The organism is Bradyrhizobium sp. JR4.1 (assembly GCF_040548605.1).
Lineage (GTDB): Bacteria > Pseudomonadota > Alphaproteobacteria > Rhizobiales > Xanthobacteraceae > Bradyrhizobium > Bradyrhizobium canariense.
Genome location: NZ_JBEPRY010000023.1, coordinates 1 through 12,744, shown reverse-complemented (window position 1 = coordinate 12,744; position 12,744 = coordinate 1). Strand labels below are relative to the sequence as shown.

Here is a 12,744-nt window from a genome sequence, read left to right as displayed (position 1 = left end):
ATGGCCGGTCCCGCCCTCATCCCTGCTGGTGATTTCCGCACCTCTTACGCGGCTGACACCACGATCTTCCCGACCGCGACCAGCCGCAACTTTGCGATCGTCGGCGTGGTGCTGCTCTGCCTCGTGCCGCAATTCCTTGGTGGATACTGGCTCAGCATCCTGATCCAGATCGGCATCTTCTCGATCGCCGCGCTTGGCCTCAACATCCTGGTCGGCTTCACAGGCCAAATTTCGATTGGCCATGCCGCGTTCTTCCTGCTCGGCGCCTTCACGTCTGCCTACATCTCGAACAGCACATCGATCCCGGTGTTCTTCGCGATACCCCTCGCGGGCGTCGTCACTGCGCTGATCGGGCTGATCTTCGGCATCCCGGCGGCGCGGCTGAAGGGGCTCTACCTCGTGATCGCCACGCTCGCCGCGCAATATATCCTGCTCGACTTCTTCTCCCGCGCGGAGTGGTTCACCGGCGGCTCGGTGCCGGCCAGCGCCAATCCGTTCTCGATCTTCGGCTACACGCTGCGCGGCGACAGGCAATATTTCTACGTCGTACTCGCCTACGTAGTTGCAAGCTACGTCCTCGTCACCAATCTGATGCGCACGCGCGATGGCCGCGCGCTGGTGGCGATCCGCGACCATTATCTCTCCGCGGAGATCATGGGCATCAATCTCACCAAGTACCGCACGCTGTCATTTGGGCTCGCGGCGTTCTTCGCCGGCATCGCCGGCGCGCTCTATGCGCACTACCAGCTCGTGGTGTCGCAAGAGGGTTTCGGCATCGAACGTTCGATCCTGTTCCTCGCCATGATCATCATCGGCGGCACCGGTTCGATCATGGGCACGCTGATGGGCACTGCGTTCGTGGTGCTGCTGCCCGAGACGATGGAGTTCCTCAGCGTGACGTTGAAGGGCGGCGCGATCGACAAGGCGCTGTCGCTCAACAACAACATCACCTTCCTGCGCGAGATCGCGATCGGGGTGATCATCATCGCGTTCCTGATGTTCGAGCCCGACGGGCTCGCCCATCGCTGGCGACAGATCAAGGCGTATTGGAAACTCTACCCGTTCTCCCATTGAGCGCGGGCAACTCTCTAACCAACAAATAAACAGGAGGAGGCAACCAATGAAGACAAAATCCTTTTTGAGCACCGCATCGCTTGCACTGGCGATCGCCGCATTCTCGTCAGGCGCGCAGGCGCAGATCGCAATCGGGCATCTCGCCGATTATTCCGGCGGCACGTCCGACGTCGGCACGCCCTACGGCCAGGCCGTCGCCGACACCTTCGCCTGGGTCAACAAGAACGGTGGCGTCGGCGGCAAGCAGCTTAACGTCGACACCAACGACTATGGCTACCAGGTGCCGCGCGCCATCGCGCTCTACAAGAAGTGGTCGGCGCCGGACTCCAAGGTCGCGGCGATCATGGGCTGGGGTACGGCAGACACCGAAGCGCTGACCGGCTTCCTCGCACAAGATAAAATCCCCGATCTCTCCGGCTCCTACGCCGCCGCCCTCACCGATCCCGAAGGCGTCAGCGGCAAGGCCAAGCCCGCGCCTTATAATTTCTTCTATGGTCCGAGCTATTCGGACTCGCTGCGCGCGATGCTGATGTGGGCAGCCGAAGACTGGAAGGCCAAGGGCAAGTCCGGCAAGCCGAAATTCGTCCACATGGGGGCCAACCACCCGTACCCGAACGCGCCGAAGGCCGCCGGCGAAGCCATGGCGCAGGAGCTCGGCTTCGAGGTGCTGCCGCCGCTGGTGTTCGCGCTCGCGCCGGGTGACTACAGCGCGCAGTGCCTGAGCCTGAAATCCTCGGGCGCCAACTACGCCTATCTCGGCAACACCGCCGCGTCCAACATCTCGGTGATGAAGGCCTGCAAGACCGCCGGAGTCGACATCCAGTTCATGGGCAATGTCTGGGGCATGGACGAGAACGCCGCCAAGACCGCGGGCGATGCCGCCGACGGCGTGATCTTCCCGCTGCGCACCGCGGTGAGCTGGGGCGGCGATGCGCCCGGCATGAAGACCGTGATGGAGATCTCGAAGATGTCCGACCCGACCGGTAAGGTCTATCGGCCCGTGCACTACATCGCGGCGGTCTGCTCGGCGCTCTACATGAAGGAGGCGATCGATTGGGCCGCCAAGAACGGCGGCGCCACCGGCGAGAACGTCGCCAAGGGCTTCTACCAGAAGAAGGACTGGGTGCCGGCAGGCATGGAGGGCGTCTGCAATCCCTCGACCTGGACCGACAAGGACCACCGCGGCACGCTGAAGGTCGACCTCTACCGCACCAAGATTGCGGGCGCGACCGACGGCGACCTCAACGACCTCATGGCCAAGGGCGCGATCAAACTCGAGAAGGTCAAGACCGTCGAGCTGCCGCGCAAGCCGGAATTGCTTGGGTGGTGAGCCTAGCGCTCACCTCACACACAAATGTCATCCCCCGCGAAGGCGGGGGATCCAGTACGCCGGAGCCTCTCCGTGAGTCCTCAGGCGTCTCTGGAATACTGGGTCGCCCGGTCAAGCCGGGCGACGACAGCGGAGTATGAGGCATGACCGACATTCACGAAGCAGCTGCTCGCCCCTCCCGAACCGTGGTACCCGCGCCGCCTCTCCTTGGCGTGCGCAACATTGAGGTCGTCTATGACGACGTCATCCTGGTGCTGCGCGGTCTCAGCCTCGACGTGCCCAAGGGCGCGATCGTGGCGCTGCTCGGCGCAAACGGCGCCGGCAAGTCGACGACGCTGAAGGCGATCTCGGGGCTGCTCAAGACCGAGGACGGCGAAGTCACGCGCGGCGAGATCCTGTTCGAGGGCGAGCGCATCAACGGCATCGATCCCGACAAGATCGTCCGCCGCGGCATCTTCCAGGTAATGGAGGGCCGGCGCATCGTGGCCGACATGACCTCGCTGGAAAACCTCAAGCTCGGCGCCTTCACTCGCAGGGACCGCGAGGTCGGCGCCGATCTCGATATGGTCTTCAACTATTTCCCGCGCCTGAAGGAGCGCACCGGGTTGGCCGGTTATCTCTCCGGCGGCGAGCAGCAGATGCTCGCGATCGGCCGCGCGCTGATGGCGCGCCCGAAGATGATCCTGATGGACGAACCCTCGATGGGTCTGTCGCCGCTGCTGGTCAAAGAGGTGTTCTCGATCATCCAGAAGATCAACCGTGACCTCGGCGTCACCATTCTCCTGGTCGAGCAGAACGCCCGCGCTGCGCTGTCGGTGGCAAGCCACGGCTACATCATGGAGCAGGGCAAGGTCGTGCTCGACGGCACCGCGGACGAATTGCGCGACAACGAGGACGTCAAGGAATTCTACCTCGGCGGCGCCGGCGACCAGCGCAAGAGCTTCAAGAACCTCAAGAGCTTCAAGCGGCGCAAGCGCTGGCTTTAACCTTCCAATACCTGTTCCGCTTCCGTGACTGCGCAGAGAACATGATAGAACGACGACGCAGGAATGGTGTCGATCAGCGATTTGCCGTCGCGGTCGAACTGGTCGTACCAGCCGCCCCGCACGGGATGGCTGAGATAATGCCGTTCGAGCCGCGCCAGCGCCACGCGCGCCTCGTCCGCCGCGCCCGCCTCGCCGGATTCGGCCTGCGCAATCCACGCCTTCGCAATCTCGGTCTGCGGCCACAGCCGGCGCGTGTTGCGGCGAATCTTGCCGGCGTCGTCACCCTCGTCGATCAGGCAGCCGGTGGCCTCGTCGCGATAGCGCAGCGCGGTTTCCAGCAGCTCCGCGCGCCGCTGTCCGGTCGGGCAGCCCGTGATGCGTTCGAACCCCTTCAGCAACCAGACCCATTCCGCCTGGTGGCCGGGCTCGACGCTGACCGGCGCGATCTTCGACCAGTCCTCTTCGAAATATTCGCCGAGCGCGCGCGTCCGCTTGTCGTAGAGATTGGCGAGGAACAGCGCGAAGAACTCGCCGGCACGGTTCTGGAACGACAAATCGTGGGTCGCGTCGAAGCACGCGATCATCGCCTCGAAGAGATGCATATGCGGGTTCTGCCGGCGCGGCAGCGAGACCGGAAGGCCTTCGTGGACGCCGCCGTGCGGCGAGCGCAGATGGCCATCGAGGAAGGCGAGCAGCGCATCGATCTCGGCGCGAATTTGTGCGTCCTGGTCGAGCGCATAGGCGCCCGCGAGCGCAAACAGGATGAAGGCGTGGTCGTAGGCGTCGCGCCGGCTGTCCAGCACCGCGCCCTCCGACGTCAGCCGGTGCACGTAGCCGGGCCGGCCGTCGGGCGCCTTTGCTTTGGCGAGCAGATGCTCGAGCCCCTTCAGTGCGATGGCGCGCCCCTCAGGGTACCAGCCCATCTGCGCGGCCTTGGCGTAGCACCAGATCTGGCGGGCTTGCACGAACACCCGGCGCGGCGCGGTCACGTCCGCCGTGCCGTCGCGGTGCAGCCGATCGATGAAACCACCCGTGCCATGGTCCCAGCCAACCGTCGACCACAGCGGCAGCGCCTCGTCGATCATGCGGCGCTTCAGGCGCGCGACGACGTCCGCCCCCTCCTCCGAGGCACTGATTCCCTCGTCAGCCATCGCGTCCTCTTCAAACCTCGCCAATGGCCGTCTGATACCCATGCCGGCCGTGGCGCGCAACGGATGCCAACCCGGAAAGATGAGCCATGACCGCCCATTACGACGCCCTCGAGACGCGCGAACAAGCCGCGCGCGAGGCCGATCTGTTCTCCCGCCTGCCGGGCGTGCTGCGCTCTGCGATGACCGCGCCCGCCTATGCCGATCGGCTGAATGGCGTCGACCCGGCCGCCGTGACCTCCAGGGCGGCCCTGGCCGGCCTGCCGGTGCTGCGCAAGTCGGAACTGCCGGCGCTGCACAAGGCCTCCACGCCTTTCGGAGGGTTCGTCGCGGCGGCGCCCGGCTCGTTCGCCCGCCTCTTCACCTCCCCAGGGCCGATTTTCGAGCCGGAGGGGCGGCAGGCTGACCCCTGGCGCGGCGCACGGGCGCTGTTCGCGGCCGGGTTCCGACCCGATGACATCGTGCTCAACACCTTCAGCTACCATCTCACCCCCGGCGGCTTCATCTTCGATGCGTCAGCCCGCGCGCTCGGTTGCGCCGTGATCCCGGCTGGTCCAGGGAATACCGATCATCAATTCGAGCTGATCGAGGCCTACCGCCCCGTCGGCTACAGCGGCACGCCGGACTTCCTAAAGATCTTGCTCGATGCTGCCGCAAGCTCGGGCCGCGACCTCTCCTCGATCAAGCGCGCGCTGGTCTCGGGCGCGGCCTTCCCGCCCTCGCTGCAGGCCGAGATCAAGGCGCGCGGCATCGACGCCTACCAGGCCTTCGGCACCGCCGATCTCGGCATCATCGCCTTCGAGACCAGCGCGCGCGACGGCATGGTCGTGAACGAAGATCTCATCATAGAGATCGTCAAGCCCGGGACCCGCGATCCCGTGGCGCCCGGCGACGTCGGCGAGATCGTCGTGACCTCGCTCGACCCGCACCATCCCTGGATCCGGCTCGCTCTCGGCGACCTCACCGCTGCGCTGCCAGGCACGAGCCCCTGCGGACGCACCAACATGCGCATCAAGGGTTGGATGGGCCGCGCCGACCAGACCACCAAGGTCAAGGGCATGTTCGTCCGCCCCGAGCAGATCGCCGAGATCGGCAAGCGCCACCCCGCGCTCGGACGATTGCGCCTGGTCGTCACGCGCGAGCGCGAGGCCGACGCGATGACGCTGAGAGCGGAAACGGCGGTCGCAAGCAATGTGCTACGGGAGGACATTGCGGCCAGCTTGCGCACGGTGACGAAGCTCGGCGGCAATGTCGAACTAGTCAGCCCGGGCGCACTGCCGAACGACGGCAAGGTGATCGCGGACGAGCGCTAGGTGCGGTCCCGGCCGCGCGTTTGCGACATCCTTGACAAGCCGCTGGCGGTACGGTGAACAAGGGCACAAACATCTTGTTGCGGCACCCTATGACGACGACACCTACACGCCTGGCCGTCTTCTTCGACCGCGACGGAGTCCTCAATCATGACACAAGCTATCTCTTCGAGGCCGCCAAGTTCAAGTGGATGGATGGCGCGCGCGAGGCGGTCAGGCTCGTAAACGAGGCCGGCTACTTTGCCTTCGTCGTCACCACCCAGTCCGGCGTCGCCCGCGGCTTCTATGAGGAGAGCGATGTTCAACGCCCTCCACCGCTGGATGACAGCGGAGCTCGCCGCGGTCAGCGCGTATATCGATGCGTTCGAATATTGTGTCAATCGGCCCTTTAATTGCGGTTTGTTGTCAAGCTACCATTCTTCCTTTCTCCAGTGACACGCCGGTAGCGATTGCTCCGTCGGAGCTGGTCAGGTTGCGGAGACGGAGCGATCGCGGATGGCGAGACGATTGCCTAGCGGGCTTGGCAATCGACGTCGTTGGCGGCTTCGTCGGGTTGGGTTGATGTCGTAGCTGGGGTCATGGTCCTTTCCGAGGTCGCGAGCGCCTCATGATGATGTCCGGATCGGGCGCCTCGCCGTTTGCAGCGGAGTGCGGGCGAACCGCCACCAGCCGATTGACCGAGGTCACCACGACCACCGTCCCAGCGGGACATCGCCAGTCCGGCGGACCGGACCAGGAACTTGCGAGCAAATATCAGATTGGCTTCGGCTGGCCCCAGTCGAACGACGTGCCATCGACCCAGATGCAGTGGAGAATCACGGCGATCTTTCGGGCGATGGCGACCTTTGCCTTCTTCATGCCGATCCGCTTAGCGAGCTTTATGCCCCAGGCCTTTAGGGAGCACCACTTTTTGGTTCGATAAAGAAGGACAGTGGCGGCCTCGAACAAGTAAGTTCGGAGAAGCCGGTCGCCCCATCGAGATATCTTTCCGTTGGTGTCGGTTTCGCCGGATTGGCTGCGCCTCGGCGTAAGGCCGAGGTAGGCGCCGACCGTCGAAGCCGATCGGAAGCGCGAGGGGTCATCGATCGTGTGGCGGAACGTTAGGGCCGTCACGACACCGACCCCCGGGACCGTCATCAGGCGACGCGTCGTCTCGTCCAGCTTTGCCAACCGGCGGACCTCGTTGTCGAACTTACCTTGTTGTTGACAAACGTTCTCATGGATCGAGAGCAGCGGCGATATCACGCTGAGAAGCAAATGATCGACGCCCAAGAGTTCGCTGACCTGGTTGCGGAATTGTTGGCCGATCGCGCGAGGGAACAGCAATCCACATTCCTTGATCAAACTGCGAATCTGGTTCTCGATGTCTCGGCGCATGGACACTGGCCGAGATCTGGCGACAAGGATCGCTCGGATCTTCTGGCTTTCCTCACTTTTGACTTTTACCTCTCGATACCATCCAACCCGCACCAGTTCGGCAAGCCCTCGCGCATCATTCTGATCGCTCTTGTTCATTCGGACCGACAAAGCTGCGTGCGCATGCCGAGCGTCGATGCAGACCACCGGAAGCTCAACCCTGCGGAGTTCATGCCATAGCCAACTCGCCATCGCACCGGTCTCGAAGCCGATACGCTCGGCATGAGGCGCATGTTTGTTAAGCAGGTCAGTCAAGGCACCAGGATTAGACTTGGCTTTCCCTTCGAAGATTACTTGACCAGTCTCGTTGACAACGCACACAGCGGTTTCTCTCTGTGAGACGTCCAGCCCGACGTACTGCTTCATGGGTGAGCTCCTTCGAATCATTTGATTGCGAGGGCTCAACGATAACGGAGGTTGTCTGCCACGAGCGCCGACCGCAATTACGTCATCGTTTGCAAATTTTGCAAGCCGAATGACAGCCCCGATCGAGCGGTACCGTCGATTTAGCGACCGGCGCAAACCGGGAGGCCGGTATGATCAACGACCTTCTGAAACGCCTTCCAGCCGACGTTGGTCGAAGCATTTCCGTCGGGGAGAAGCACACAGACTTAGAGGCTGCGCACGCCGCCGGTGTAAGAGGCGACCTCTTCTCGGAAGAACCCTTGAGCGGTTCTTGAGGCCAGTCCTGCCCTTGGACCAAATACGCCGATGAGACGTTCCATGTCCTATCATTATGCACGATCGCTTGCTGTGCTTGATCGTTGGCCGGCCCCTCTCAAACGATCTCCTTCTTGCTAGGATCGAGTGTCAATTTTGAGCCGAACCACAGCATCGGCGGATTGTTCGATCAAAGCGAAGAGCTCGCAGGCGCCATCAGCTTTGACGGTCTTTCGATGGAGATCGCGCATGCATCGGTCCAATTAGCCACACTTCCTGAAGCGAATATAACCGAAGGTAATTCACAGGCGGAAGCAACCGTCAATAGCGCACCAGAAGGCCGCAGCGGGGGTCTTGCCTTTCCCATCCCAAGGTGCCTCTCCGCAAGCCCCCTCTCGCTCGTGCGAGGGCAGCCATGCCTGATTTGTAAACAACTCCGTCAGACCGCATCACCTGAAACTCGCCAGCCGAGAGGCCTGGAGCGCACGGCTAGCGACGAGTTCATGACACCACTCTGCCGTACTCATCCCCAAGATCTGCATCGGCACGGCGACGAAAAAAACATGGAGGGCTCAACACACAGATCGTACCATTACCGATCGCCAAGGAGCTCTGGGAGGCAGCCCGACCCACGCCATATCAAGTGCTGCAACGACTGATATGCCTCAAGCCACGAGATCCGAGGGTCCGGCGAACAAGAAAGTGAGCCCGTGGGCGAGCGCGCGTCCGCAGCTTATCATCGTCGACCTGCATCCATGGTCGAAATGCGCGCGAACGGGACGACTTTTTGACTCACCAAGTAATGAACTCTTCGACGTAGCCGCGACGGGTCCAATAAGGATAGCGTGTGGCAGTTACATTAGTGTCCCCGGAATACAAATCACGGACCGTTAACTCGTTATGCTCGTGGTTAATAGAAAGAACGGCATCTGTGGATCGGCGCGCAAACTGCCAGTAAAACTCGGCAGTCCCTCGTGACATCTCAGTCCACGAATCGATATTGACGATCAGGTCAAATCTTTCGGTGTTCGTCTCGAGATCCGAAGCGGACATAATATTGAGCTGCCCTGAGCCAGCTTCGCCATTGAGGCGAACGGCATCAGGACCGAGGACGCGCCCGAGAAAATATCCCTGCGCTGCATTCGTGAGTGGAATATCAACGATCGTATAGTTTTTGACGCCAAAGATGTTCGCGAAATAGGCGGTCCGGCCAAGGCCCGCGCCGATTTCCATGACCTTGAAGTCGTGTCGCCCCTTGGCGATCTGAGCGATACGCCATGCCTGATAAATGGCGTGGATCGACCGAAAGCCGACTATTCCGCGACTGGACGGTAGTCCGAGCTCATTCGGAAAGGGATTTGGGAAGTGCAGTTTCAGCCCAATGGCGCCGTCGATCTGATCCAGAATTTGGTCCGTCGTTTGGGCCGAGACGTCGTGCATGCCGACCTGATCCGGCACGGTCTCAACATACGGAACACGGCGCGCGCCGAGGCTTTCGGCAACCGATCGCAGCCCGTTCATGAGCCAGAGCGCGTAAAGCGTTCTCCAGTCCTCAGTGCGGTTGAGGCTCTTGATTACGTACTCGTGTGGCTCGATCGCGCCCGGCGGGGCTTTCGCGATGGCATCAAAACCCCAGAACAGCGTGTTCTCGCCCGGATTGCGCAGAAGTTTGGCCGCTATTGCTTGATCGGTCCCTATCAATCCATCGTGGATTTCTCGTTTAAGGTCGGCGAGGCTGACATCCCAAAACGATCCAGTCGGCCGGTACTGTTCGAACGAGCGTTTATAGGCGGCCATCACGCGATTGACCAACGGCAGGTCGTTCCCATGGTCTGTCGACGGCGACCGGACAAGCTGCGGAGAAAGTTCGGGCGGCGCGCTATGCAACAGCCAAGCGAACGAGCCGAGTTCGGGCTTCGACACAATGGGATTAAGGCTAGCCTGACGAGTCCAGCGCCGTAGAACTTTCATTGGGATGTTTCCTTAAGCAAGTTCTCCTCACCACGTAGCATTTGCGTGACGCGTATTGAAGGGCCCATCACCCTCCTTTTGCGACTTTGCGGTGGCTTTTTTCTTGGGAGCATCACATGACGAATGTCACGGCGCTCAAGCAGCGGACGCGTTGGCAAACCTCGCGTTCCCTGTTCGTGAGCCAGATGCACATGATCTTCTGTAACCGTCCCCTTATGATCGACGGAGAACCGACATGATGCTGCGAAGCAGAGCGGTAGCGCCCTACATAATGCTAGGCGTCCAGTTCCCGCTCGAAAGTTTCGGGGTTGGGCGCGAACAATTCCTCGACATAGCCCTTCCGCATCCAATACGCATTCCAACAATGACGAGGTCATTTGCGAATTTTAGGAGAAGATCCTGCGTTCGGACGTGATTATAATCATAATTGACGGACAGGAAAGCCGGCACCACTCTGTTATCTCACAAGCGTATCGCTGCGCCATTGACTGGTGAATTTCAGTGAGAGAGTCGAAATTCACCGCGAAATCGCAGCGTCTCTTTGACGCAAAGAATGCAGCAGTCGGCATGATCTTGATGGGGCTTGTTCTGATTCTCCTCACTGAACAGGGCTATCTGTTCCGAGCCTATCGTTGCCGCCAAAAAGTGCGCTTGCGAAAGACATGGTGAAAGGAACGTCTACAGCGGTGTAATCCCGTACGTCCAACCTATACGCATCGTAGATGCTGCGCCCTCATCCTGCTCCGATCTCGACAACGCTGCTCCCTCGCAGGCGGTCCAGCTCAGTCTTTACACGCCAGCCCTGATACAGTGCCTGGATGGTTCGATATCGGCGCATTCGGCGCAAAGCCGCTGACGGGATATACCTTAGACTCGCTAAACACGCCGCTCAAGGCCAGTATATCAACCATAACGGATGGACTCACGGCCCTTAGATCTCTGATTGATACTCATAGTCCCTGTTCAGCCATTTAATGGTTTCACGGATCTTGGAGCGCATGTAATTGAAGCAAATCCGGCAGCGGCGGAGAGCCTCGGCTGGAGGAGCGGAAGACGATGAAGGCCTCAATTTCGGACGCGCAGAAGGCGGTCATTCTGAAGCAGGGCAATGACGGGTTGCGGTTGCGGACATCTGCCGCAAGGCTGGGATCAACCCGGCGACCTATTTCAACTGGAAGAAGAAGTACGACGGGCTGCTGCCGCCCGAGATGCGGCGGCTGAAGCAACTCGAGGACGAGGAGGGTAAGCTGAAGAAGCTGGTCGCAGACCTGTCCCTCGACCAGGAGATGCTGCAGGACGTGACCCGCCGAAAGCGTGGCCGGAAGCGCAAGCTCGTCGACGAGGTCTGTGGCGCGTGGCTAGTGTCGATCCGCAGGGCCTGCGAGGCTCTCGAGTTTGACGGGTCGACCTACCACTACAAGTCTCGTCGCTCCGGCCAGGCTGCCTTCGAACAACGGATCAGTGAGATCTGCCATGCGCGCGTCCGCCATGGGCACCGCCGGGTTCACGTCCTGCTGCGTCGTGAAGGCTGGGCAATCAACCAGAAGAAGAAGACACGACGTATCTATCGCGAATTGGGCCTGCAACTACGCAACAAAACGCCCAAGCGCCGGGTCAAGGCCAAGTTGCGCGACGACCGGACGTCGGCCACGCGATCCAACGAGACCTAGGCAATGGACTTCGTCCACGATCAATTGGCGAGGGGACACAAGCTTCGCGCGCTCACGATTGTCGATATCTTCTCCGCTTCTTGCCCGCGCTGGAGCCACGGTTCACCTTCGCGCGGCACCAACGTCGTGGAGGTACTGGAAGTGGATTTCCGGCGACGATCCTCGTCGATCAAGGCAACGAGTTCGTGTCGCGAGATCTTGACCTGGAGGCCTACCAGTGCGGCATCACGTTGGACTTCTCCCGACCGGGCACGCCACCGACAATGCAAGCCTTCAACGGCCGCTTCCGGGCCGAATGCCTCAACGACCACTGGCTCCTGTTCCTTGCGGACGCCAAGCACAAAGTGGAGGATTGGCGCAGATACTAAAACGAAGAACGCCCCCATGGGGCGATTGGCAATCGGCCGCCGACTTTGCTGCAAAACCACGTTGGCGCACCCACACCAGCGTGATCAGAGACGCAAAACTCTAGTTCCGGCTGGTCCAAAGTTCGGCCTCGCTGCATCGCCGCACCATGGCAACTCACTCCAGTTGCCATGTACATAATCGGCCCTCTGATTTGGGAATGCCCGTCGTGAGTCAGCACCTCAGCGGATTCGTATTGCTTCCGCTACGCCGGCCTTTTTTCACCCGAGCTTCCTTCGGCTGGACGAAATCGGATTACTTCTTCGACGTAGCCGCGCCGCATCCAAGAGGGATGGCGCTCGACGGTGACCGACTTGTTATCGGCATACAGATCGCGCCCCGTGAACAGGTTGGCCTCATGATTGATCGAGAGAAAGATGCGGTATCGGGCCTCGACGAAACGCAAGTATTCGGTCGCGGTCGGCCGCGCCATCTCGGTCAACGCGTCCACATTCAGCGCGACATCGAAGTCGCCTACGAGTTGGTGAAGGATGCGGACCACATCTTCGCCAATAGTCCTACTGAGAAAGTGCGCTTGCGCCACGTTCGATAGCGGAATATCGATCGCGACATATTCCGCCACGCCGAACAGGTAGAATGCGGTACGCCCGAGGCCGGCACCGATTTCGAGCACACGCGGCCGGTGGGCGAGGCTGATCACCCGCCAGGCCTGATAGATCGTAAGCGCGATTTTCTCCGCACGTGACACCCGCGTTTTTGACGGATGGCCTTCGTATCGAGGGCGGCATCTGACCCGTTCAGGCAGCGGCGGTT

9 protein-coding genes and 1 pseudogene are annotated in these 12,744 nt (G+C 61.2%); 6 read left to right on the top strand and 4 right to left on the bottom strand.

Annotation, left to right across the window (positions count from 1 at the left end; translation table 11 throughout):
• The 3 genes from ABIB90_RS32210 (at position 1) to ABIB90_RS32200 (ending at position 3,390) form a co-directional block, all read left to right on the top strand.
• Positions 1-1,074 (top strand): branched-chain amino acid ABC transporter permease, encoded by a 1,074-nt coding sequence (locus tag ABIB90_RS32210; RefSeq protein WP_354202096.1) that lies wholly within the window; start codon positions 1-3, stop codon positions 1,072-1,074.
• A 46-nt stretch (positions 1,075-1,120) separates the two neighbouring features.
• Positions 1,121-2,404, top strand: coding sequence for an ABC transporter substrate-binding protein (locus ABIB90_RS32205; RefSeq protein ID WP_007601959.1), 1,284 nt, complete (start codon positions 1,121-1,123; stop codon positions 2,402-2,404).
• Positions 2,405-2,547: 143 nt separating this feature from the next.
• Positions 2,548-3,390 carry an ABC transporter ATP-binding protein gene (locus tag ABIB90_RS32200; RefSeq protein ID WP_354202095.1) on the top strand — a complete coding sequence of 281 codons (843 nt, stop codon included), beginning with the start codon at positions 2,548-2,550 and terminating at the stop codon, positions 3,388-3,390.
• Here ABIB90_RS32200 and ABIB90_RS32195 read toward each other — a convergent pair.
• Positions 3,387-4,541: an AGE family epimerase/isomerase gene (locus ABIB90_RS32195; RefSeq protein WP_354202094.1), complete on the bottom strand. Its 1,155-nt coding sequence runs from the start codon at positions 4,539-4,541 to the stop codon at positions 3,387-3,389. The two genes, ABIB90_RS32200 and ABIB90_RS32195, sit on opposite strands and share 4 nt — an antisense overlap.
• Positions 4,542-4,627: 86 nt before the next feature.
• On the opposite strand from ABIB90_RS32195, the gene ABIB90_RS32190 reads away from it, so the two are divergent.
• Positions 4,628-5,851, top strand: coding sequence for a phenylacetate--CoA ligase family protein (locus ABIB90_RS32190; protein WP_354202093.1), 1,224 nt, complete (start codon positions 4,628-4,630; stop codon positions 5,849-5,851).
• A gap of 53 nt (positions 5,852-5,904) precedes the next feature.
• Positions 5,905-6,240 (top strand): hypothetical protein, encoded by a 336-nt coding sequence (locus ABIB90_RS32185; RefSeq protein ID WP_354202092.1) that lies wholly within the window; start codon positions 5,905-5,907, stop codon positions 6,238-6,240.
• Positions 6,241-6,601: 361 nt separating this feature from the next.
• On the opposite strand, the gene ABIB90_RS32180 is transcribed toward ABIB90_RS32185, so the two are convergent.
• On the bottom strand, positions 6,602-7,630 hold the full coding sequence (locus ABIB90_RS32180; protein ID WP_354202091.1) for an IS110 family RNA-guided transposase: 1,029 nt from the start codon (positions 7,628-7,630) through the stop codon (positions 6,602-6,604).
• Between the two features lie 1,086 nt (positions 7,631-8,716).
• Entirely contained in the window at positions 8,717-9,895 is a 1,179-nt protein-coding gene (locus ABIB90_RS32175) for a putative sugar O-methyltransferase (protein WP_354202090.1), read from the bottom strand.
• Between the two features lie 1,056 nt (positions 9,896-10,951).
• Here ABIB90_RS32175 and ABIB90_RS32170 point away from each other — a divergent pair.
• A pseudogene (locus ABIB90_RS32170) lies at positions 10,952-12,017 on the top strand (IS3 family transposase).
• Positions 12,018-12,175: 158 nt separating this feature from the next.
• On the opposite strand, the gene ABIB90_RS32165 reads toward ABIB90_RS32170, so the two are convergent.
• A partial coding sequence (locus ABIB90_RS32165; RefSeq protein ID WP_502918250.1) for a class I SAM-dependent methyltransferase occupies positions 12,176-12,744 on the bottom strand: 569 nt, incomplete at its 5' end.